This window comes from Bradyrhizobium sp. NC92, assembly GCF_025200865.1.
Lineage (GTDB): Bacteria > Pseudomonadota > Alphaproteobacteria > Rhizobiales > Xanthobacteraceae > Bradyrhizobium.
In genome coordinates, this window is record NZ_CP104171.1 from 3,899,701 (window position 1) to 3,920,127 (window position 20,427).

The window sequence follows — 20,427 nt, forward strand, 5'->3', positions numbered from 1 at the left end:
GCCGCCGACGTCGTCACGCCTTGAGGACCCCCGGGAAGTGATGCTCGAAGGCGCCGCGGTAGTCCGTCGCGTTGTTCATGTTGTAGTAGACCACGCGGCGCACCCATTCCTTCTGCGAGTCCATGACCTTCTTCATGAACGGATCCGAGCCGAGCTGGGCGATCAGACCGTCCCACGCCTTGATCTGGGCGTCGAACACCGACTTCGGTGTCCGCTGGACGTTGACCTTGTCTTTGTTGATCAGCTCCTGCAGGTCCTTCGAATAGTAATCCATGGCTTTCCATTCGTTGGCGGAGGACACGGCTTCGGCGGCGTATTGCAGGATCGCCTGCTGTTCCTTCGGCAGCGCGTTGAATTTCGTCCGGTTGAACATGATCTCGAAATATTCGGTCGCCTGATGATGGCTGCCCATCATGTAGTTCTTGGCGACATCCTGCGCGCCGAAGCGCCGGTCGGAGGTCGGATTGTTGAACTCGAACCCGTCGATCACGCCACGCTCCATCGCGGGCACGATCTCGCCACCGGGCAGCTGCGCGACGGATGCACCCATCGCCTGGAAGAGGTCGGCGGCCAGGCCCACCGTGCGATACTTCAAACCCTTGAGGTCATCGGCGCTGGTGATGGGCTTCTTGAACCAGCCGAGCGGCTGGGTCGGCATCGGCATGGCGAAGAAGCTCTTGATGTTGACGTTCATGATCTTGGTCTGGAGCTCCTCGAACAGCTCCTTGCCTCCGCCGTTGTGGATCCAGCCGAGGCCTTCGTTGGCGTTGAAGCCGAACACCGGGCCGGTACCGAACAGCGAGGCGGCCTTGTGCTTGCCGTACCAGTAGACAGTGACCGTGTGTGCAGCGTCGAGCTGGCCGCCATGAACGCCATCGAAGACCTGGAACGGGTGCACGACCGAACCGCCGACGAGATAGTCGATGCGCAGCCGACCACCGGCCATCTCGTTGACGCGCTTCACATAATCCTCGGCCATCTCGTTGAAGACATCGGCTTTGCCCCACGAGCCCTGCATCTTCAGGGCCACCGTTTGCGCCCGACTGACTTGCGGCATGGCAATGGTGGCGGCGCCGGCCGCGCCGGCCGTCAGCAAGAATTTGCGACGAGTGGTTCTGGTCTTCTCAGCCTTTGAGCTCATGGACGTCCCTCCCTGGCGGCCTGGTTGTTCGAACGCGCTTCAGTGCGCTTGTCGTTGTTAACCGCTGGAGGTATGCCGCATTCCAGCGACTTTGATCACAGTTTGGACGCATGGCCGGCGTCCGACAAGCGCACCGGTGTCGCACAATTGGTCTTAGGCGACTCCATCTGGTCTGTTGGCAGCCGATATCCTCGCGCTTGTCGCAGCGCAGCAAAGATGCAGCCGGACGTCCGCCATTGGCGCGGCCGGCGAAAGGCGAGAACCCCCGCGTTCGGCGGCCTCGAGGTCGGCATCGGATTTTCAGGAACCTGCAATGAAGACAGCGGCGAGCTCGAAGGCATCGCGCTCGCGGGGAAGCGAGGCTTGCGCCTGACAGCCTCGCTCACGGCAAATCAGGTCCAGCACGCGCTGGGCACGCTGGGCGCATTAAAGGCCGAAAGTCGATAGGCGACTTTCGGAGGCGCAAGGCTGAAGAAGCAGTACTTCTTTGCGCTAGCCGTTTTTCAGCGCACGAGACCGCGGCGCTAAATTCGTCTGCCGCCTTTGAGCGAAGACCGCTCGATCAAGAAATCGTCTAATTTCCGGCCGCATCGAAGCTGCGGTTGCAGCCAGCGAGGTGGCCTACCGCGACCCGACCACGTTTCTGCGGGGTTGTTCGGATTACGATACTTGGGCCGGACCGGCGGGTAGGGACGACGCTTACGATCGAACCGTATGGCCTCGTTGGCGAGTCCAATCTTGTGGAGCCGTTCCTCCAATCGTGCTTTTTGCACCAGGATTTTCTCAGTAAGGCTGGCCGTAACCTGCTGGTGAACTATCCAGAGCTCGTCAAGCGAGAGCAAGTTGAATTGCGCGGCATTCATGGCACAGATCCGGTTCTGGTGAGAAGGCCAGTCACACAAGCCGTAAAATGAAGGGACAGACAACCCGACATTTAAAAATTAGCCGTACAATCCACATTAAAGTGCGAGGTAGCAGGGAGAAAGGCGCGACGGCGGTTATATCGTGGCGGAACATTTAATTGGGTGAGGACAAGGACGCGGGCGACGCTCGGCGCTCGCGGGTGGCTCGATTTCGTCGCTTTTGCAGCCTGCTAGAGCTGGACCGACCTATTAATTTGGATAGCCGAGCGCAAAATTAATCATCGCATCGCCCAATTTAAGCCGCATGAGAGCCCATCTTGCCGCGAAGGCTTGTGCCGGATGGGGGCAACACCGGGAGTTTTCGATGTCCGGTCATTTGCGATTCTGCTTCGCCAGTTTGGTTCTTGTTGGAGCTGTTTCGGCGGCACCTGCGTCCGCCAATCCCATCACCGACCTGTTCAATACTGGTCCTCGCGAGCCCGCTGCAACGTCGCCGGTGCAGCCAGAATGCTTGCTGCGGCCCGGCAACTCGTCTGGCCCACGCCAGCGCTGGGTGTATCGGCGGGACGGCCACCGCAAGTGCTGGTTCCTGGCCGAGGGCATCGCAGTCGTGCGAAAGTCGGTTCGTGATCGCGCGGCGAAAGGCGGCGCCAGTCCCGACAGGAATGAGGCTGGGCGGCACAGGCAAGGCCCGGTGATTGATGCGCGCGCGGAGTTACTGAGGTCGGCACCGGCCGAGGGGACTTCGGCGACGCCGCCGGCGCTCGAACTCAAGGTAGCTGATGCCGCTTCGGAGCTCAGTACGCGCGCCGCCCCGACGTGGGTGGCTTCCATCGCGGAGCTCGCTGCGCCCGAACATTCAGTGCCTGGCCAAGCCGATGTAAAGCAGCCTCTCGCGGCGGGGCCCATCGCTGACGCAGGGCCTTCGTCGGATCCGCCGGCTATCGCGATCAGCGTGGTCGAGGAGGAGCGGAGCTCGGCGCTGCCCTGGTTGGGCGTGCTGCTGATGGCGCTGGGGGGCCTGTCAGTCTTAAGCTCGAGCCGCATACTTCGGGACGCGGTGCGATTGCGCCCACCGAGAGTGCGATACGCCGGGCACGTTACCTGACGCGCCGCCACGAGATCCATGAATTCAGGAGTTCGAAGTCGAACGGGAATCCGTGCGACCGCTCCATCCTGAATAGACGGCGGATCTCGCCGCCGAGTTAGCTTGCGGCTCTTGCTCCGCGACCCAGTCCGACACGCCGCCTTCTGCCGAGTGTTCTGGCCTCTACGCGTCGGAGCTTGCTTCGAAGCTTTTCGACCTCTCTAAGCTCCGCCACGAGTGCGTGGAGTCGCTCGCTCAAAACAGCACAAGTATAAACTTGACGCATACTGGACATGGCACGCCTCGAGGCAGTTCATAAAAAGAGAAAAGACAAAATTCAGTCGGCCGAAGTTCAGTGAGTCAGAGCAGTGGCCGCCAAATGTTCCCAATACTCCGCCTCTGCGAGCAGCTTCCAGCTTCTCTCGGGATAGCGCGCGGCACTCTGTCGGCAAAGCAACGCCATTGCGCGAAACCGGCGGGCAACTTCCATTCCAACCTCCCATTATATTTTGTTTTCAACATATTGTTTAATGTTGTGCTGGAGTCATCATCATTATCGGTCATAATCAAAATTATCGTTTAAGGGCAGTCAACTAGGGTTCCTCAGGCGAATTAACGGGCATTTGTTTCGGTTCGGAGTTCAGATCGGTTTCGAATGCGACGTGCTGCGTTCGCGTTGCGAGTTGAAGCGCCTCGCCACGCGATTGTGCGCTCGTCAGGAGCCTGTGGCGCAACAACACAATTGTGTTTGATCAGACTATCGGTCGGGTCTGCGCGAGTTCTCAGACAGCGGCGAGGCGAGGAGAGTGGGACCTCAGGTCGGGCACCGGAACAAAGTACTCCAAATTAGCCGACCTTCGTCAGCTCAATGCCACGCCGCCAGAGCGGCCCTGGCCAGAAGCCTCCCGAAAATCCCGAGTCCGGAGGTTTGCGGAAGCGTTCCACTGCTCCATGGCCTGAAACCATTTGGACAGCGAAATCGGAGACTTTGACACGCGCGAGCCGTTCGACTTCGACCTGCGAGGGATCCAATCGCAAGCCCAACCTCACGAACGCATGGCGTCGATCGCATGGGCGATTAGGACCGCTGCACTGACGCCGATGAGAACGACGAGCAAAAGAGTGAATAACACGTTCGCCTCCAATGTCTGGAATTGAACGCGCTCATTCGTGCACAGTCAAAATCAACCGGCCGAGATTATTAATTTCGGCTTTGGGCTGAGGATTCACGGTAACGCTTGCGTCCGTTGTCGGCCCTATCGATGGAATGCCATGAACAGAAGAACCCCGACAACGCACGCCGCGAGTGAGAGCAAGTAAATACCCACGGCAATCCCCGACTCATCACAAATCAGCATTTAGATTGGAACTCGCATCATTGCGCGGGTCAAGTGCGAGCGGCTCAACAAATTATTTAATCAATTAAATAATGCCGAAGTCAGCCGGATGTGATTTAATTTCAGGTCCCGACGTCGCGCGAGAAAGCGCATTTTAGGTTGGCTTCTTCATTCGGAGTCTCGCCATGATGGAACGTCGTGCAATGAAGCGGATAGCAATCAACCGGGCGGCGCGGCTGTCATTCGGTGAAATCATTGGGACTCATCCTTGCATGGTGCGGGACATCAGCGCCTTGGGAGCCTGCATCTCCACGCCGTACTACATATTCGCGAACGAATTTGCGCTGTCGTTCGACAGTCACTCCGGGATATTCGTCTGTCGCGTTGTGTGGAGGAAGGAGACGCTTTGCGGGGTCCGCTTTCTTCTGCGACACTGCTCGCCGAACTTAGAGAATGATTCCAGCATCACTGCACTCGCAGCGCGACTTGGCCCCCGGATGGTGTGCGGCAATGGGCCCGTTTCCGCTCACCTTTAGCGTTGCGCTGCACAGCACGCCTCTTTCGGACTTGAGAAGGCTTAGTCTCGATCAATCGTCCCAAGGCGCCGCTCGTGACCACGGCGGATATTCGGCTCCGAAAAAAACCGGCCAGCAGTGCTGACCGGGTAAGTCAACTTGGGAGGAGAGCAAGGATCGCCATCGATCTCCGACAATGAGGCGTATTCCTCGTCGTTCCTCTACGGTTGCGGGGTTCCACCGCCGGTGAAGACTCCCTGATGCAGGTTAAGCTCTCCTCGGCCCCAGTCGGAAGACACACTTCTGCGACTCTGTATCGCCGATTTCGACCCGAAGCAGACGAAGGCTTGGAAGGGTACCCGAGGGCCGAGCCCATCGAGGGGGGCCTTGGGATTGACGGGAGCGCAAGGACATTCGTGGTGAGCTCTTAGCCAGTGCTTCTGACCGCCTCAGCCAGAATGGAGTAGAGCTGCTGCTTGAAGCGACGGCACCGCGCAAGCATCAGCAGTCGCGCTCAAACATTGGGTGCCGGTAGTGGACACCATTGGGTTATTTCGAAGCCGAAGACCTCGTTTCGTGCTCGACGTCACTTTCGATTTCCAGCCATGGCTAGTCCAGGGAAGCGGCTGTTCGACGCTGTAAATGCGTTTGACGGCGATAAGAAGAGGGGCTGCTGTTCATAGAGTAACATCCGCCTGCATGTCGCCTCGTGGTCCATGCCTGACCTCCGCCGGATCGACGAAATGACTAGGCCCCGGTGCGAGCGCTCGCTTAGTCGATGCTTGTCGAAGAAGGTTCATCTGAGGATAGAAAAATTTCGCAGCTCCTCAACGCGGGAGTGTGGTCATAGGATTGGATCACCCGGGCGACGAGGCCCGAGCTCCAACGGCATCCTTTTTGGTTTCGGACGCGGCGCCGGTCGCCGATCCGCGCGTCAAGGTTTGCCTTTACCAACAAAAGCACAGAGGGGGGACCATCATGCCTGCGTTGTCACGCCGCGATTTCCTGGCACTCTCGACATCAGCCGCAGCCGTCGGGCTCGCCGCGCCCGCGCGCGGGACGATGGGGCCGAACGACAAGTACGACCTGGTGATCCGCGGCGGCGAGGTGCGCGACCCGAGCCAGTCGCTGCGCGCCAGGCGCGATATCGGCATCCGCTGGGGCGTGATCGAGGCCGTCCAGGAGACGATCCCCGCCGAGCGCGCGTTGAAGAGCATCGACGCCTCGGGCAAGCTCGTGATGCCCGGCCTGATCGATCTGCATTGTCACGTCTATCCCTACGGCTCGGCCATCGGCATTCCCGCCGACGAGCTGGTCCAGTTCCAGGGCACGACGACCGTCGTGTCGGCGGGCGATGCCGGCGTCAACAATCTGGCGGCGTTGCGCCGTTTCATCGTGGCCCAGACGCGGGCTCGGATGTACGCCTTCGTCCACATCGCCAATAACGGCCTGTCCGCGTTCCCCGTCGCCGAGCTCTACAACATCGACACCGCGCAGACCGAAGCCTGCGCGATGGCGCTGGCCGAGAATTCGGACTTCCTCCTCGGGGTCAAAGTGCGCATGTCGGAAAACGTGATCTTCAAGCACGGGCTCGAGCCGCTCAAGCGCGGCATCCAGGCCTGCGAGATGTGCGGCTGGCCGGCGAAGATGATGGTGCATATCGGCGGCGTCGAGTCCAAGGAGCTGATGTCGCAGATCCTCGACCTGATGCGCCCGGGCGACGTGCTGACGCACGCCTATTCGGGTGCCCCGAACATGTCGAGCGTCTTCACGAATATCGTCCAGGACGGCAAGCTGCTGCCTGCGGCCCTGGCAGCCAAGCAGCGTGGCGTGCTGTTCGACGTCGGACATGGCGGCGGCAGCTTCGATTTCACCGTGGCGGAAGTGGCGATCCCCGGCGGATGCGCTCCTGATACCATCTCTTCCGATATCCACGTCTTCTCCGGCAATTCGCCGGGCATTCCCTTCCTGCCCAACGTGATGAGCAAGTTCATGCTGCTTGGCTTCACGCTGGAGCAGGTCGTCGCAATGGCGACGACGGCGCCGGCGAAGATCATCAATCGCGCGCCGAAGATCGGAACGCTGCAGGTCGGTGCGCCCGCCGACGTCGCGATCATGGAGCTGGTGGAGGGACCGGTCAGCTTCGTCGACACGCGCAACAACAGGAGGGAAGGGAAAGCCCAGCTCAAGCCGATCCAGACCGTCATCAACGGCGTGCCCTTCGGGCGGCCTTATCAGGCGCCGTTCTCGGTGAGATAGAGTCGGCGCCGGTCTCGAGCCGCTTCGGGAAATGTCTGCACGTCGAGGACGGCAAGCCGCCGCTCAGCGCGGCGCACTGTTCGCCGTCGGGCATGGCGGCGGCAGTTTCGATTTCGCCGGGGCGGAACTGCTGAGGCAGCCTTGAGCGATAGCCGACTTTGGCGTTGAGCCGATTTGTTCCGGGTGCTATGTTCGAGCGACATCATTGCCCTTAGGGCTGATGGGACGGGCGGGTTATCAGGCTTACGGACTGCCGCCTGCCAATTTGGAAACTGGAATATTCTAGCCATAGGCCCCGCCTCCGGACGCATTTCAAAGTCGGCCGGAGAATGTTGATTGACGTCATTTTCCTCCGTTCTTCCCATTGACTCGGAGGCGGGCTTTTTTGTTCAACTAGAAAAAGCCATCGCCATGTCTACTTTCAGAAGCCGAGCCCGGTGCGCGGCAGGTAGTGGCCGTTCAAGCGCAAGGCGAGTTTGCAGCTACCTTTTGGCTTGCATACTCCAAGCCGCCTGCGTCGTTCCTTTCGCGAGTACCGCGTCCGCGCAATGCGCAGCCCGCGATGTCTTGCAGAACCGGCTGAAGCCCAAGTCGCACTCGGCCCCAGCGTCCGAACAGCCTATCAGGTCCGCTCGTGACGTTGCGACCTGGAAGACGATCACGATAGGTACCTTCGCCAACTCACTTACCTTGCGCAACGATCTCGCTAGCAAGGGCTGCAGTGTCGGTGGTCAGGCTGCAGAAATCCTTGCTCGGCCGGCGTTCACCGTTAGCTCTCAGAAGACAAATGTCGAGCTCGTCCATTTATCACCTGCGCAGCTTGGGTTTACCTTCGACACCGTGACCCTGGCTAACGTATACGCACGCGCCCAGCAGGTCGGCCTTAAGCTTGCTGCGGCCGAAGTCGGCCCGCAATTGCGCATCCAATATTTTGACCAACCTGTCGGCGAATTTCTCATCATCGGAATGGAGCCGATCAAGACATGGAGCGGCGAGCCGATTATTCTGAATGTGGCAAATGGCGGCGCCGGATTGATCCTAATCGGCCAGGATGGTCGAGCCGAAGCGGATATACCCGTGACCTCTCGTTTCATTTTCGTCCGATCCCATCAACCGGCAGCTAGCAGCGAAGTCGTCGGATCAGTCGCGGCATTTTTGCCGCCGTGAACGGATTGAGGCCGCCTTAGTGTCGAATGACGGCTTATGATCCGTTGGCGAGTTTCGATGCTCCTAAAAATGGCCAGCTTGTTAGGCATCATGGGATCTCTTCCTCCTAGAGCCCAGGCGTCACCCCGAAGCGGCCGAGACCAGGCAGCTTGAGCGCCGGGCGTCGGATGTCGAGCCCGAGCACGGCGCCGAAGAAATTGATCTCCAAGCCTTCGACCCAGCCGACGGAAAAGCCAACATATCCGGCAAGCGAAGCATAGATGCCTGTGCCGGACGCCGTCAGGCCGACCCACTTACCCGTGTACGGGAAGTCCTTGCCGATCGCGGTCGGCGGCAGCACGGCTCGGAGCTCGGGGACGGCATCGAGGGCCGCCTGCACGAAGGTGTTCGAGTTGGGACCGGGCCAGACGCTATAATCTCCATAGGACCGAAACTGGTAGTTTTCGATCACGTATCGGATTTTGGGGATCAGCGCCTCGGCGCGCTCTCCGTTGACGGCCACAATGATTTCTGGCGCCGCGCCGAACCACCGCCCGTCCGGAGCGAAGCCGTTGGTGCGGATCGGTTCGCCCCACGCCGTGTAGTCATAGCGGGTGTAGGTCGGGGCATTTTTCTCCTTGACGACGATCCAGGTGTGAACCGCGAAGATGCTGCGCCACCGCACCGTTCTCGCCCCGAACACCCGTATGACGGCTTCGGGATGATCGGCAGCGGGAAGCAGAAGACCTGCGCTCGACCGATCGGCGGTTTGCCAATTCTGGCGGCCATCGCCCAGCCAGAAATATCTCACCGCCGACGCGGCCAGCGGTGCCAAGACAAGGAACAGAAAGATCAGCAAGGGCTTCTTCAAGGGAGTGATGCGGCGGACGTTTGACAAACCATATAGTTCGCATGAATGCCGCCGCCAGAGCCGAAGGCGCTGAGATCAGGTGGTTGTTCCGCAACCGCAGCAGGATTGGAGCACGCGCATGGACATGAAGGAAGCTGCGGCGATGACGGAAGCCTCCGGCTTGGCAGCCAATCAGGACGGCTTGGAGCAGATCTCAAGCCCGCGGCCAGGTTCCGGAGCGGCCAAGCCACAACCCGACTCGCCTTCGCTGGATTCCGCCAGGCGATGGGCTGACCGGTTGCGAGAGGTCACGATGAAAGCGCCTCTACGGTCGCTGTTTGTCGCTTTCCTGGCCGGAGTGTGGATCGCGCGCCGGCGGTAGGAGCTGTGAGCTTGCGCATTTCGTGACAAGGAGACTGCGGCGATTTATGACTTGCTGGTAAGCGGCGAGATGATCGCGAGGATGGCGGCGCTGGGAGGGCCGCCTTCCAGAATGCCGGAGACTCCGGTCAAGGGACCGCTCACGGATTGCCCGAGAGCGGCCTTTTCGTAAGGCGCATCAAGCAGCCTTTTCTTTGAGTTCAAAATCCATGGTCCAAGTCGAATTTCCTGGCTGCTTGCGGAATATCCAGATGGTCAATGTCGAACCCGGTGGGATGACGATACTGTCACCTTCGTGCATCGTGAACTGCCGAATGTTGCTTTCGGTCGCCCAAATCGAATGAGAGTAAACGTCCTTGTCGCTGGACTTGGTGCAGACCAGAACTCCACCGTTCAAAACGGCGCGGGTGACAGTCTGGCTTACGGACGAGTCCATGTGGATGGTAGTCATCGCGGCAATCTCCAAATGATGAAAAAACGCCAGATGCTCCCTTAGGTTGTCGTGGCATGTCAAGTGTGACCGGCCCCAGTCCGCTCCTCTCAGGGAGCTGGACGCCAACCCGGAAAATTGATGGACCACCCCTTGCTGCACAGCATCAGGATGTTCGGGTTTTCCGCTCCGTTGCCGGATCCGATATAGATCTTGTGCAGGGGGCTCCCAGATCCAGATCACTCTCGGCGCATAGTCGTCTGGACGGTCTTTTTCGTAAAGCACGTCCAATCGCTTAGCTGCAAAGACCGCAACTAGAGAAAGACGATGTTCATGCCATCTCGATCATCGCAATGATCATTGGCGTAGAGCTTCGCTGTCGTCGTTATTATGCTCAGCTCGTAGGGTGGGTAGAGCGCGGGGCTGCTCGTCGTAACTCCGTTGTCATCGAGTTGGCGATCGTGATGCACGGGTGCATCGCCGGCCCTGCATCATGAGCCGCAACTCATATCCGCAGGGCCGACAGACGTGCTGCGAGGAAGTCCATCGTGGCGCGGATGCGCCGCGGCAACGCGCCGGCGCTCGAAGGTCTCGGCTGCGATGGATACTCAATCGCTGATCGGCTATGTGTTGCCAAATGGGTGGAGGAAGACGGAATGCGAGCCGAGGCGTGGACTGACATCGTTCAAGCGAATGCGTCGAGCTACGGGGGCATCGTCGTAGGCATTGATCCATATCTGCCAGATGTTCCCGCGGCTTTCGAGAGCGAGGGCGGGCGCCTCGATTGGCTGCCCCGATACCTTGATTTCGTCCTGGACCGGACCATTGGTCGGGTCGGCTTCGTGAAATTCCAATCTGCCTACTTCGAGGCATATGGCCTTGCAGGGCTCAATGCCTTGTCGTTGGCAATGAAGCGGGCTCGGAGTGCGGGTATGGGCGTGATTCTTGATGCGAAGCGCGGTGATATCGGATCGACCGCCGCGGCGTATGGGCGAGCCTACCTCACGCCTGGGACTGCTGGTGGCAGCGGCGACTTTGAGGCGGATTGCCTAACCGTTAATCCGATGATGGGACCAGACACTTTGGAGCCATTCCTCGATTGTGTTCGCAGGTATGGCAAGGGCTTGTTCATCTTATGCCGTACCTCGAATCCCGGTGCAGGCTGGTTACAAGACCGGATGACGGGAAACCGTTTTATTTCCGATCGGCTCGCTGACTTGATCGCGACTGTCGGCAAGGATTGCAATCAGGGGGCGCGCCTCAATCCGGTTGGGGCCGTGATAGGCGCGACAGTTCCACAAGAAGGAAAGCGGCTTCGTAGCCTGCTGCCGAACGCCATCATTCTAGCTCCAGGGCTCGGGCCGCAGGGAGGAGATGTGACAGCATTGAATGCATTGCGGGGCTCTCATCCGGGAGATCTTCTAGTACCGGTCTCTCGTGGTCTGCTTCGGGTGGACGATCGGTCTATTGCACTGGACGAATACGAACAACTCATCAAAGAACGTCTTGAGCTGTTCAAGGCCGTGATCGCGGCTCCATCGAAGCTTAGTGCAACGGGTTGAAGCCCACGGGAGGAGGTCCGCACGCGGTTCCTCACGCCGGCAGCGCACGCCCCACCTGCCATCCAGGCCTCCACCAGCGCGCCGGCCGGCTCTTGCCCATAGCGAGTGGGTGGCCGAAGCCGGTCGCCGATCCGTACCCCGCCGGGCTTCCCCTCACGCCCCGCATGCCCTATGACGCTGCAACGCAAAAATCCCCCCAAAGACACTCATGATCCGCCTCGACAACGTCAGCAAGCAAGCCGGCCACCAAATCCTGTTCATCGAAGCCTCCGCGGCCCTCAACAAGGGCGAGAAGATCGGTCTCGTCGGACCGAACGGCGCCGGCAAGAGCACGCTGTTCCGGATGATCGCCGGCGAGGAACTGCCCGACGAGGGGCAGGTCTCGACCGATCGCGGCATCACCATCGGCTATTTCAACCAGGACGTCGGCGAGATGTCCGGCCGCAGCGCGGTGGCCGAGGTGATGAACGGGGCTGGTCCCGTCAGCGAGGTCGCGGCCGAGCTGCGCGCGCTCGAGGCCGATATGGCCGACCCCGACAAGGCCGACCAGATGGACGAGATCATCGCCCGCTATGGCGAGGTGCAGCACCGGTTCGAGGAGCTGGACGGCTATGCGCTCGACGGTCGCGCGCGCGAGGCGCTCTCCGGCCTCGGCTTCAGCCAGGAGATGATGGACGGGGACGTCGGCAAGCTCTCCGGCGGCTGGAAGATGCGCGTGGCGCTGGCGCGTATTCTCCTGATGCGCCCCGACGTCATGCTGCTCGACGAGCCCAGCAACCATCTCGACCTCGAAAGCCTGATCTGGCTGGAGAAATTCCTGCACGATTACGAAGGCACGCTGCTGATGACCTCGCACGACCGCGAGTTCATCAACCGCGTGATCTCCAAGGTGATCGAGATCGACAGCGGCTCGCTCACCACCTACACCGGCGATTACGAATTCTACGAGCAGCAGCGGGCGCAGAACGAGAAGCAGCAGCAGGCGCAGTTCGAGCGCCAGCAGGCCATGCTCGCCAAGGAGATCAAGTTCATCGAGCGCTTCAAGGCGCGCGCCTCGCATGCGGCGCAGGTGCAGAGCCGGGTCAAGAAGCTCGACAAGATCGAGCGGGTCGAGCCGCCGCGGCGCCGCCAGAGCGTCGCGTTCGACTTCCTGCCGGCGCCGCGCTCGGGCGAGGACGTCGTGGCGCTCAAGAACGTGCACAAGGGCTATGGCTCAAAGCGCATCTATGACGGGCTCGACTTCATGATCCGCCGTCGGGAGCGCTGGTGCGTGATGGGCGTCAACGGCGCCGGCAAGTCGACGCTGCTCAAGCTGGTGGCCGGCGCGAGCGAGCCGGACCAGGGCACGGTGGCGCTCGGAGGCAGCGTCAAGATGGGCTATTTCGCCCAGCATGCGATGGATCTGCTCGACGGCGAGCGCACCGTGTTCCAGTCGCTGGAGGACGCGTTTCCGACCGCGGGGCAGGGCTCCTTGCGTGCGCTCGCCGGCTGCTTCGGCTTCTCCGGCGACGATGTCGAGAAGCGCTGCCGCGTGCTCTCGGGCGGCGAGAAGGCGCGCCTCGTCATGGCCAAGATGCTGTTCGATCCGCCGAACTTCCTGGTGCTGGACGAGCCCACCAACCATCTCGACCTCGCCACCAAGGAAATGCTGATCAACGCGCTGTCGGATTTCGAGGGCACCATGCTGTTCGTCTCGCACGACCGGCATTTTTTGGCGACGCTGTCGAACCGCGTGCTGGAGCTGACGCCTGATGGCATCCACCAATATGGCGGCGGCTATACCGAATATGTCGCGCGCACCGGGCAGGAGGCACCGGGGTTGCGGAGCTAGTCAGGGGGCCGCGGACCTTGCAATGACGGAGCTCTGGTAGGGTGGGCAAAGGCGCAATTCGCGCCGTGCCCACCATCTCGTTCTGAGCTGCGGCAGATCGTGGGCACGCTTCGCTTTGCCCACCCTACGAGATCCGACCGCGTAGCCCGAATTTCGCGCGATCGCCTACCGCAAGATCTCGCGCAGCACTTCGCCATCGACGCCGTGCGGTCTGTGATGACCGCTGCTTCAAGCGGGACTAGCCGAGGTTCTAATAGGCGTAGAACATCCGCTGAATGTCCTTGGTGTCGGTCGTCTTGGTCAACGCCAGCATCAGCAAGATGCGCGCTTTCTGGGGATTGAGCGTATCCGAGACGACGAAGTCGTGCTCATCGTCCTTGGCCTCGCCATTGCGCGCGACGATGCCGTTGCCGACACGGCTGCTGCGAACGATCACCACGCCCTTCTTGCGGGCTTCGTCGAGCGCCGGCTCGACCGCCGGGCGGGCCAGGCTGCCGTCACCGACGCCGGCATGCACGACCCCCTTGGCGCCGGCGGCGACAAAAGCGTCGATCGCGACCCGGTTCATGTTGGCGTAGCCGTAGACGATGTCGACCTGCGGCAGGACATCGAGGTTGGACACGTCAAATTCGGAATCCGCCGTGTGCCGGCGGGTCGATTGCCGATAGAAATACGGCTTGTTGCCCTGCATGTAGCCGAGAAAGCCGAGTTCAGGCGTGCGAAAGGTGTCTGCCGTGGACGTGTTGTTCTTGGTGACGTCGCGCGCGGCGTTGATCTGATCGTTGAGGGCGACGAGCACGCCCTTGCCGACGGCTTCTTCACTGCCTGCGAGGATCACCGCATTGAAGAGGTTGATCGGGCCGTCCGCGCTGATCGCGGTCGACGGCCGCATCGCGCCGACGACGACCACAGGCTTCTTGCTCTTGACGACCAGATTCAGGAAATAGCTGGTTTCCTCGATCGTATCGGTCCCGTGCGTGATCACGATCCCGTCCACGTCGTCCTGCGCGAGGAGCGTATTGACGCGCTTGGCGAGCTTCAGCCAATAATCATTGTTCATGTTCTCGCTGGCGATCTGGAAGACCTGCTCGCCCTTGACGTTGGCCACCGTTTTCAACTCGGGGACGGCGTTCAAGAGGGTCTCGATGCCCACCGTGGCTGCGGTATACCCGACGACGGTGGTGCTGCTCGCCCCGCTGCCGGCGATCGTGCCGCCGGTTGCGAGAACCATGACGTTGGGCAGGCCAGGGCCTCTGGCGTTGGCAACGTCAACAATCATGAGCAGCGCAAAGAGCACGCTCATTGTCGCCATGATGTGATCACGCACGCGGAACTGCAACATCTCGCCCATCCTTTGCTGGAAGCCTCGTCGATGCGCCCCGGTTCGCTCAGCGTTGCATCATCCGTCAGCCGCTGCGTTCTGTCTAGGGTCGCGAGGAGTTTGCTTTACGCGCACGGCGCGTGCCAAAAAACTGGCGGCGGGGAAGGCACAAGAAGCAAATGGCCGGGAGGTCTAAAGCGCGATGCGATCGGGATGAATCGTCATCGCGCTTTAGCTTATTGTTTGAGCATGATCTTTTCGGAAAACCGCTTCGCACTTTTTCGGATCATGCTCTCGCGCGAAGACGCGCTTCTGCCCGGCCATGACGGCATTTCGTTTGTGATGGCTCGCTGAAAAAGCCGGGAACGGACTGCGCGCTTACGCGCTGGTCTCGCACTTCTTCATGAAGCTGTTCTTGGCGGCGCCGGCGAGCGGCTTGCCGTCGGAGCCGACGGCCTTGGGGGCGCAGGCATCTTCCTTGCACTTCTTCAGGAACGAGGTCTTGGCGGCGCCGGCCAGCGGCTTGCCGTCCTTGCCGACAGCCTTGCTTTCGCAGGTTTCTTGCGCAAGGGCCGAGCCCGCTGCAAAGCTGGCAACGATCGCAGCGAGGAAAATCCGCTTCATCATGGGGGTCTCCTAAGCCAGAAATGGCCGGGAGATTGGAGCCGCAAATCGTGGCGCAATCAAGCAGGATGAGCACCGACCGCCCGCTCGCCCCGCTGATTTTTGCGCTTCGAGCGCGGAAGATGTCGCCTCTGTTGCACTGCTCGCTGACCTCATCGGGCGATCCTGCTAGCGTCGGTCCCTCGAGATGGAGAGGAAGCATCGTGATGGACGCCGCGATCCCGCACGACCAGGGCGCCGCTGAGCGGCATTCCCACCTGGTTCGCCCCCAGGACATGGATTGGCAGAAGACGCGCTTTCCGGGCTGCGAGGCCAAGACGCTGCTGTTTGATCGCGGCACGGGGCTGATGACCGCCTTGATGCGCTTTGCGCCGGGATCGGTGCTGCCCGATCACGAGCATGTCGGCATCGAGCAGAGCTGGGTCATCGAAGGTGCGCTCGTCGACAAGGAGGGCCCGGCCAAGGGCATTGCCTGCAAGGCCGGCGAATTCATCTGGCGCGAGGCGGGCAGCCGGCACGCCGCCTGGTGCCCGGACGGCGCGCTGATCCTCGCGATCTTCCAGGTGCCGAACAAGTTCTTCGAGGCCGACGGCCGCGTGGTCGATGCCGCCGGCCAGGATTGGGACGAGGTCTGGGGGCACACCGCGGCGCAGCGGGCGCGGAGCGCCTGATCGCCTTCACACGCCGCGCACGAGCAGCGCCTTGAAGTCGGCCCGCGCGCGCTGGGCTTCGGCGCGCGCGGCGTCGGAGGCGTCGCCCATGCCGAAATAGCCGTGGATCAGGCCGGGGCCCTCATGATGCTTGACGCGGATGCCGGCCGCTTCCAGCGCCCGCGCATAGGCCGCGCCTTCGTCGCGCAGGGGATCGAACCAGGCGGTGGTCACGACCGCCGGCGCGACGCCGGCCAGCGATGCGGCCCGCAGCGGCGAGACGCGCCAGTCGCCGGCGTGCGCGGGATCGGCGAGATAGTGGCCGCAGAACCATTCCATCGTCGCGCGCGTGAGGAAGTAGCCGTCGGCGTTCTCCGCGCGCGAGGGATAGCGTGCGTTCTCGCCCGCATCGGCATAAGCGCCGACGACGTCGGTGACAGGATAGACCAGGAGCTGCGCGGCGAGCTTGATCCCGGCATCGCGGCAGGCGATCGCGGTCGTCGCTGCGAGATTGCCGCCGGCGCTGTCGCCGGCAACGCCGAAGCGCTTTGCGTCACCGCCAAATTCCGCGATGCGGCCAAACACGTCGCTCACCGCGGCGAAGGCATCCTCGAAGGCGCCGGGAAAGCGCGTCTCGGGCGGACGTCGATAGTCGACGGAGACGACGACCGCGCCGGTCTCGATCGCAAGGTTGCGCGCCTGCCGGTCGTGGGTTTCGAGATCGCCCGCAACCCAGCCGCCGCCATGGAAGAACACCACCGTCGGTGCCGGCGTGGCGCCGACCCGGTAGACCCGCGCAGGAAGCGGACCGGCGCCGCCTTTCACCTTGATATCCTCGACGCTATCGACGGGCGGCGGCGGAATGGCGGCACGCGAGGCAGCGAGTGCGCGCAAGGAATCGCGGGCGCTCTGTGGCGTCATGACCGTGGGATCGCGCATCGGCATGAGCGGAATGATCTGGGCGATGACGGGATCGAGCGGTGCGGCCATGGGCTTTCCTCACAGGGTTCTTGGTCTTGCTTGGTCATTAGCATAGGTTTTGCGCGCCGCATCGGCAACCGGTGGTCTGTCGCAACGCCGGACGAGCGGGCAGGGAGGTTCACGAGGTGGAATTCGAGACGCTGGTCCAGTCGCGCCGCAGCGTGCGTGGCTTCAAAAACACGCCGGTGCCGCGCGCGGTGATCGCACCCGGCAGGTCGACATCGCCATGCGCTCCGACATTGTGCGCGAGGTCGCCAAGATTCCGGAAGGACGAGGTCATCATGAGCGTCGCGATGGGCTATCCCGACGACAGCTTTGCCGCGAACGTAGTTCGCTCGGACCGCGAGCACAACCACGAGTTCGTGCGTCACGTGGGTTTTGCCGATTAGCGCGAGCAAGAGGAGATTATTCTCTGGCGGAAATTTTTTTGGTGCGGCGTCGCGAGTGGCCTCTTGCAATCTCGAAGTTGCGGGAGGAACAATATGCGGACTGAGAGGTTTGTTGCTGGCGCGAGGGAATTGACATGCGGCGGCTGGCTAGCCTGGTTCGGCGGTTCTTCGGTCCGCGATTGCGGCACAAGATCGATGATGATCCAAGTCTTCCTTTCACACCCGAAGAGTTCGGCCGACTGATTCGCAGCGGCCGGCACGAGGACATGAAGCTGCTGGCCGACGGGCTGGCCTGCCGCTCCATCCCGCGCCGCGCCAGCTATCGTGCGACGCATTAAGGCGGCGTTCGAGACGGGGTACAGCGCTCATCGTGTGAGCGCGACCTGCTTGAACGAGCGGACCAGCGCCTTTTCCAGCTTGCCATTCATCCCGCACAGAACGTCGTAGGCCTCCGCGCGCGGCATGGTCGGCTTGTAGTGCCGGTGCTCGATCAGCGCTGCGAAGATGTCCGAGATCGTTAGAATCCTGACGATATCGCCAATGCTCTCGCCGCAGAGCGCATCGGGATAGCCGCTCCCGTCCAGATACTCGTGATGGTGGCGAACGGCATCGAGGATCTCCCGCGAGATTCCGTCATGGTCCTTGAGAAAGTCGTAGCCGGCGGCCGGATGCGTTTCGATCAGCGCGCGTTCCGTGGCATCGAGGCGACCAGGCTTGTCGAGCACCGCGAGCGGAATCTGCGCCTTGCCGATGTCATGGAACATGGCCGCCGAGTAGAGACGTTCCAGGTCGGCCCTGCCGACGCCAAGGCTCAGTCCGAAGTCGATGGCGAGACCGGTCACCAGCAGGCAGTGCTGATAGGTTCCTTCGTGGTGGCGCCGCACCGTCATGAGCCACTCGGTCAGGCCCTGCCGGGTGATGCGCTCGGCGATCTGGCGACCGGCCTCCTTGGCACCATCGACATCGAGCGGCTGGCCCAAGGTGACAGCCGCGAACATCGATGCGATCGCGGTCGCTGCGGTCTCGACGGCGTTGTCGGATTGCAGCGTATCGCCTGACGAAGCGGACGGCCCGTCGGCCGGATCGGCCAGTGCCGCCAGCAGCTTGGTCCGGCCGACCGTGCTGGGAAGGACCAGCGTCGCCCCGAGCGCATAGGCCTGGGAAATGCAGACGTGGGAGGTGTGCTCGAGCAGGAAGATGCGCTTCCCGACCTTCGCCAACTTGGCAGCCCGCTGCTTGATGGCGGCGATATTGTCGACGTCGCGCAGCTCCGCGCGAATGACGATGGCGACCGGTGTCTGCGACAGCCTGGAATCGGCATCGAGCCGCTCGCCTGCAATGGCGAACCTCTCCTGGAGGATCGAGCAGATGCCCGAGAGCTTGTCGGACGTGTCGGCCAGCACGTGCAGGAGGGGACGAGCCGTTGCCGTCGTTCGGATGCCGGCGTCACCATTGACGGAGCCGGATCTGGTTCGCGCGTCTTGCACGGTCTGACCTGGATTGCGACTATCTGGATGTGAAAACTGCGGGTGGATCTTCGAATTCTATTTGCCTCTATTTGACCTGGACCGCGTTCTGCCCGGGCGCTGGTGCGCCGGCAGATTTCTTCTTGCCGTCAACGGTAATGAAATGGACGCCGGCGGTGGTGCCGTCGATCCAGACCAGCTCGCAGCGCCGGTAGGCGAGGCCTGTCGACGACAGCACCATGAAGAATTCCTTGGCCTTGAGCACGTCGAGCGTGCCCTCGACCTCGACCTTCGCGCCCGTCTGCGATACGTCGAGCAGGACGCAGCTGCGCCGCCAGGTGCCGTCGGACCCCATGAGATTGACCGGCTGCCTGTGGTCCAGCTTCACGCGGGCGGCTTTTCGACCGTCGAACTTCATCAGCTAACCCCCATGCTCTTTGCGTCCCGATGACCCCGACCGCTCTCCTTGGCGTTTGCGGCAATTTCGCCCCAACGCACCGTCCACTGGCTGGTCGACAGCAGCAACGTCTCGAAAATGTGCTGTGCGCGTCCGCGCTCGGCGAAGGAAAGCCGCGTGCCGCAGCGGTTGCTCAGGATGGCGAGCGTGGTCTGCCAGTTCAGCCGCGAGGCGCGGCAGGCCATGACGAGACCCTCGCAATCCTCGTCGGTGATGACATGCTCGACGATCTCGATGGGAGTCCCCGACAGCACCGACAGCGCCGTAACGAGGTTGGCAGTCTCGCCGCGAATGGCGAAGCGGTTTACCGTGGAATCGTTGAGCTTGCCGGTGCGGTTGAGCGCGACGATTTCCGGCCGCGCGCGTGCATAAGCGGCGGCGCAGGGCAGCCTGGCGACGTTCGGCGCGGCCGTTGCGGTCTGATGCGAGCCGATGGCCTTCGGCCCTGTGCCAGATTTCGGCGCTGGCAAGGCCGACAGCAACTCCCGCATGACCCTATCGGGCGTGTCCGGCCTGAGCGCCAGAGCTTTGGTCAGTCCGTCATCCGACAGGCACTTCTCAATCAACGCAACGTAGGCGGCATCGGAGAATCTTGCCTCCCTGTTGCCGATCAGTGCGAGACAAACACTGGGGGCGCCAGACTTGATCAGCGTCTCGATCACCAGTGGATCGATCGGCGCGCGGCCGGCGATCGCACATTGTTGTCGTTCGCCGCTCGCGGCTGCGACCGACTTGAGATCGGCCGTGGACAGTGATTGCGAGCGGAGCAAGACAGGGCAGGCGACTTCCGGATCGTGGTGCGAGGCGAGACGTCGCACGGTCTTCGGCGGAGCCACTTTGAGCTCTGCGAGCGCCGCGCTGACATCAATCAGCGTGCTGGCCTCAACCCGCTCGACCAGCCGCAGCAGGACGCCGTCGGCCATGTCGGCGAGTAATTCCTGAGATCGGTCGCGGCTGCTTGTGAGCAGTTGCAATATGCCTGAGAGGATGCGAGCACACCGGTCCAGCGGACATGTTGCAACCGCGTTCTCCAGATCGACCAGACTATCAGCAGGCGAATTTGCCATCATGGCAGGAGCCTGAAATTAAATAAATTGAACGATCAAACGACGGTCATTCCGCCTCAAAGGCGTTAAT

The 20,427-nt window shown here is 61.7% G+C and carries 20 protein-coding genes; 9 read left to right on the forward strand and 11 right to left on the reverse strand.

The features are described from left to right. Positions 1–13: 13 nt before the first annotated feature. Positions 14–1,141 (reverse strand): TRAP transporter substrate-binding protein, encoded by a 1,128-nt coding sequence (locus tag N2602_RS18165; RefSeq protein ID WP_212257601.1) that lies wholly within the window; start codon positions 1,139–1,141, stop codon positions 14–16. A 216-nt stretch (positions 1,142–1,357) separates the two neighbouring features. Here N2602_RS18165 and N2602_RS18170 point away from each other — a divergent pair, with 216 nt between their 5' ends. After that, entirely contained in the window at positions 1,358–1,588 is a 231-nt protein-coding gene (locus N2602_RS18170) for a hypothetical protein (protein WP_409241907.1), read from the forward strand. 77 nt (positions 1,589–1,665) lie between these two features. Here N2602_RS18170 and N2602_RS18175 read toward each other — a convergent pair whose 3' ends face one another. Next, positions 1,666–2,004 carry an H-NS histone family protein gene (locus tag N2602_RS18175; protein ID WP_260383466.1) on the reverse strand — a complete coding sequence of 113 codons (339 nt, stop codon included), beginning with the start codon at positions 2,002–2,004 and terminating at the stop codon, positions 1,666–1,668. 2,627 nt (positions 2,005–4,631) lie between these two features. On the opposite strand from N2602_RS18175, the gene N2602_RS18180 reads away from it, so the two are divergent. From N2602_RS18180 to N2602_RS18190, 3 genes are all read left to right on the forward strand, one after another. Then, the gene (locus N2602_RS18180) at positions 4,632–4,964 is read left to right on the forward strand and encodes a PilZ domain-containing protein (protein WP_260383676.1); all 333 of its coding nucleotides are present in this window, start codon (positions 4,632–4,634) and stop codon (positions 4,962–4,964) included. Positions 4,965–5,921: 957 nt separating this feature from the next. Then, a complete protein-coding gene (locus tag N2602_RS18185; protein WP_260383467.1) occupies positions 5,922–7,202 on the forward strand; it encodes an amidohydrolase/deacetylase family metallohydrolase in 1,281 nt (426 codons plus the stop codon). A gap of 336 nt (positions 7,203–7,538) precedes the next feature. Further along, positions 7,539–8,369, forward strand: a complete 831-nt coding sequence (locus N2602_RS18190; protein WP_260383468.1) for a hypothetical protein — start codon at positions 7,539–7,541, stop codon at positions 8,367–8,369. A gap of 106 nt (positions 8,370–8,475) precedes the next feature. Here the strand turns inward: N2602_RS18190 and N2602_RS18195 are convergent, their stop codons facing one another. Beyond that, complete coding sequence (locus N2602_RS18195; RefSeq protein WP_260383469.1) at positions 8,476–9,207, reverse strand: DUF3750 domain-containing protein; 732 nt, start codon at positions 9,205–9,207, stop codon at positions 8,476–8,478. Positions 9,208–9,337: 130 nt separating this feature from the next. Here N2602_RS18195 and N2602_RS18200 point away from each other — a divergent pair, with 130 nt between their 5' ends. Continuing rightward, positions 9,338–9,580: a hypothetical protein gene (locus tag N2602_RS18200; protein ID WP_172788519.1), complete on the forward strand. Its 243-nt coding sequence runs from the start codon at positions 9,338–9,340 to the stop codon at positions 9,578–9,580. A 177-nt stretch (positions 9,581–9,757) separates the two neighbouring features. Here N2602_RS18200 and N2602_RS18205 read toward each other — a convergent pair whose 3' ends face one another. Next, a complete protein-coding gene (locus N2602_RS18205) occupies positions 9,758–10,030 on the reverse strand; it encodes a hypothetical protein (protein WP_172788520.1) in 273 nt (90 codons plus the stop codon). Between the two features lie 536 nt (positions 10,031–10,566). On the opposite strand from N2602_RS18205, the gene pyrF reads away from it, so the two are divergent. Then, complete coding sequence (gene pyrF / locus N2602_RS18210) at positions 10,567–11,571, forward strand: orotidine-5'-phosphate decarboxylase (protein ID WP_246571662.1); 1,005 nt, start codon at positions 10,567–10,569, stop codon at positions 11,569–11,571. A gap of 208 nt (positions 11,572–11,779) precedes the next feature. After that, positions 11,780–13,402 carry an ABC-F family ATP-binding cassette domain-containing protein gene (locus N2602_RS18215; protein ID WP_212258432.1) on the forward strand — a complete coding sequence of 541 codons (1,623 nt, stop codon included), beginning with the start codon at positions 11,780–11,782 and terminating at the stop codon, positions 13,400–13,402. A gap of 250 nt (positions 13,403–13,652) precedes the next feature. On the opposite strand, the gene N2602_RS18220 is transcribed toward N2602_RS18215, so the two are convergent. Both N2602_RS18220 and N2602_RS18225 read right to left on the reverse strand, forming a co-directional pair. Continuing rightward, positions 13,653–14,744 carry a type II asparaginase gene (locus tag N2602_RS18220; protein WP_311739272.1) on the reverse strand — a complete coding sequence of 364 codons (1,092 nt, stop codon included), beginning with the start codon at positions 14,742–14,744 and terminating at the stop codon, positions 13,653–13,655. A 357-nt stretch (positions 14,745–15,101) separates the two neighbouring features. Beyond that, entirely contained in the window at positions 15,102–15,350 is a 249-nt protein-coding gene (locus tag N2602_RS18225; RefSeq protein WP_172788524.1) for a hypothetical protein, read from the reverse strand. Positions 15,351–15,553: 203 nt separating this feature from the next. Between N2602_RS18225 and N2602_RS18230 the strand changes: the two genes are divergently transcribed. Further along, positions 15,554–16,018 carry a cupin domain-containing protein gene (locus N2602_RS18230; protein WP_260383470.1) on the forward strand — a complete coding sequence of 155 codons (465 nt, stop codon included), beginning with the start codon at positions 15,554–15,556 and terminating at the stop codon, positions 16,016–16,018. A gap of 6 nt (positions 16,019–16,024) precedes the next feature. Here N2602_RS18230 and N2602_RS18235 read toward each other — a convergent pair whose 3' ends face one another. Both N2602_RS18235 and N2602_RS18240 read right to left on the reverse strand, forming a co-directional pair. Then, positions 16,025–16,987, reverse strand: coding sequence for an alpha/beta hydrolase (locus N2602_RS18235; RefSeq protein WP_260383471.1), 963 nt, complete (start codon positions 16,985–16,987; stop codon positions 16,025–16,027). Between the two features lie 109 nt (positions 16,988–17,096). Then, positions 17,097–17,261 (reverse strand): hypothetical protein, encoded by a 165-nt coding sequence (locus N2602_RS18240; RefSeq protein ID WP_260383472.1) that lies wholly within the window; start codon positions 17,259–17,261, stop codon positions 17,097–17,099. 240 nt (positions 17,262–17,501) lie between these two features. Here N2602_RS18240 and N2602_RS18245 point away from each other — a divergent pair, with 240 nt between their 5' ends. Next, entirely contained in the window at positions 17,502–17,705 is a 204-nt protein-coding gene (locus N2602_RS18245; RefSeq protein WP_175422601.1) for a hypothetical protein, read from the forward strand. 27 nt (positions 17,706–17,732) lie between these two features. On the opposite strand, the gene N2602_RS18250 is transcribed toward N2602_RS18245, so the two are convergent. From N2602_RS18250 to N2602_RS18260, 3 genes are all read right to left on the reverse strand, one after another. Next, complete coding sequence (locus N2602_RS18250; protein WP_212258440.1) at positions 17,733–18,854, reverse strand: HD-GYP domain-containing protein; 1,122 nt, start codon at positions 18,852–18,854, stop codon at positions 17,733–17,735. A gap of 67 nt (positions 18,855–18,921) precedes the next feature. Beyond that, complete coding sequence (locus N2602_RS18255; protein ID WP_172788528.1) at positions 18,922–19,251, reverse strand: PilZ domain-containing protein; 330 nt, start codon at positions 19,249–19,251, stop codon at positions 18,922–18,924. Then, a complete protein-coding gene (locus N2602_RS18260) occupies positions 19,251–20,360 on the reverse strand; it encodes a DUF2336 domain-containing protein (protein WP_260383473.1) in 1,110 nt (369 codons plus the stop codon). Before N2602_RS18260 ends, N2602_RS18255 begins: the two co-directional genes overlap by 1 nt. Positions 20,361–20,427 lie beyond the last annotated feature (67 nt).

Bases quoted from the DNA above. Each gene is read 5' to 3' on its own strand.
- N2602_RS18165 (WP_212257601.1), bottom strand. From the start codon at position 1,141: ATGAGCTCAAAGGCTGAGAAGACCAGAACCACTCGTCGCAAATTCTTG.
- N2602_RS18170 (WP_409241907.1), top strand. From the start codon at position 1,358: ATGCAGCCGGACGTCCGCCATTGGCGCGGCCGGCGAAAGGCGAGAACC.
- N2602_RS18175 (WP_260383466.1), bottom strand. From the start codon at position 2,004: ATGAATGCCGCGCAATTCAACTTGCTCTCGCTTGACGAGCTCTGGATA.
- N2602_RS18180 (WP_260383676.1), top strand. From the start codon at position 4,632: ATGAAGCGGATAGCAATCAACCGGGCGGCGCGGCTGTCATTCGGTGAA.
- N2602_RS18185 (WP_260383467.1), top strand. From the start codon at position 5,922: ATGCCTGCGTTGTCACGCCGCGATTTCCTGGCACTCTCGACATCAGCC.
- N2602_RS18200 (WP_172788519.1), top strand. From the start codon at position 9,338: ATGGACATGAAGGAAGCTGCGGCGATGACGGAAGCCTCCGGCTTGGCA.
- N2602_RS18205 (WP_172788520.1), bottom strand. From the start codon at position 10,030: ATGACTACCATCCACATGGACTCGTCCGTAAGCCAGACTGTCACCCGC.
- pyrF (WP_246571662.1), top strand. From the start codon at position 10,567: ATGCGCCGCGGCAACGCGCCGGCGCTCGAAGGTCTCGGCTGCGATGGA.
- N2602_RS18215 (WP_212258432.1), top strand. From the start codon at position 11,780: ATGATCCGCCTCGACAACGTCAGCAAGCAAGCCGGCCACCAAATCCTG.
- N2602_RS18220 (WP_311739272.1), bottom strand. From the start codon at position 14,744: ATGTTGCAGTTCCGCGTGCGTGATCACATCATGGCGACAATGAGCGTG.
- N2602_RS18225 (WP_172788524.1), bottom strand. From the start codon at position 15,350: ATGATGAAGCGGATTTTCCTCGCTGCGATCGTTGCCAGCTTTGCAGCG.
- N2602_RS18230 (WP_260383470.1), top strand. From the start codon at position 15,554: ATGGACGCCGCGATCCCGCACGACCAGGGCGCCGCTGAGCGGCATTCC.
- N2602_RS18235 (WP_260383471.1), bottom strand. From the start codon at position 16,987: ATGGCCGCACCGCTCGATCCCGTCATCGCCCAGATCATTCCGCTCATG.
- N2602_RS18240 (WP_260383472.1), bottom strand. From the start codon at position 17,261: ATGATGACCTCGTCCTTCCGGAATCTTGGCGACCTCGCGCACAATGTC.
- N2602_RS18245 (WP_175422601.1), top strand. From the start codon at position 17,502: ATGCGGCGGCTGGCTAGCCTGGTTCGGCGGTTCTTCGGTCCGCGATTG.
- N2602_RS18255 (WP_172788528.1), bottom strand. From the start codon at position 19,251: ATGAAGTTCGACGGTCGAAAAGCCGCCCGCGTGAAGCTGGACCACAGG.
- N2602_RS18260 (WP_260383473.1), bottom strand. From the start codon at position 20,360: ATGATGGCAAATTCGCCTGCTGATAGTCTGGTCGATCTGGAGAACGCG.